Origin of the sequence: Bradyrhizobium sp. NBAIM08, from assembly GCF_020193935.1 — a bacterium.
GTDB lineage: Bacteria > Pseudomonadota > Alphaproteobacteria > Rhizobiales > Xanthobacteraceae > Bradyrhizobium > Bradyrhizobium yuanmingense.
The window spans coordinates 1-401 of the sequence record NZ_JADYVR010000985.1 but is presented as its reverse complement, the minus strand read 5'-3'; the positions used below and the strand labels follow the sequence as shown (position 1 = coordinate 401).

Genomic DNA, 401 nt, shown 5'->3' with positions numbered 1-401 from the left:
AATCTCACCTTTACGTTAGTAATTTTTATCTAATTAATCGAATCGATGCAGAAGCAAACATAGCAAAAGCCTCCTACCAATAAAGATAGAAGGCTCATGTATTTATAATCATTGTGTATGACTTATATAAAGTTCTACCACAATTCTTTTAATAGGTTTGTTTGTTCTCTATCTGGACCAACTGAGAAGATAGAAATTTGTACATTACATAATTCTGAAATACGCTCTAAATATTTACGTGCATTTTCAGGTAATTCTTCTAAAGTACGCACACTTGTTACGTCTTCTGTCCAACCTGGTAACTCTTCAAAGATTGGTTTACAACGTTTTAATTGATCTAAGTTTGCTGGGTACTCAGTAATTTCTTTACCGTCTAATTCATAAGCTGTACAGATTTTCAC

The 401-nt window shown here is 32.4% G+C and carries 1 protein-coding gene; it reads right to left on the bottom strand.

The window, feature by feature from the left end; translation table 11 throughout:
• Positions 1-134: 134 nt before the first annotated feature.
• On the bottom strand, positions 135-401 hold a 267-nt coding region (locus I6F37_RS43060), incomplete at its 5' end, for an adenylosuccinate synthetase (protein ID WP_225154838.1).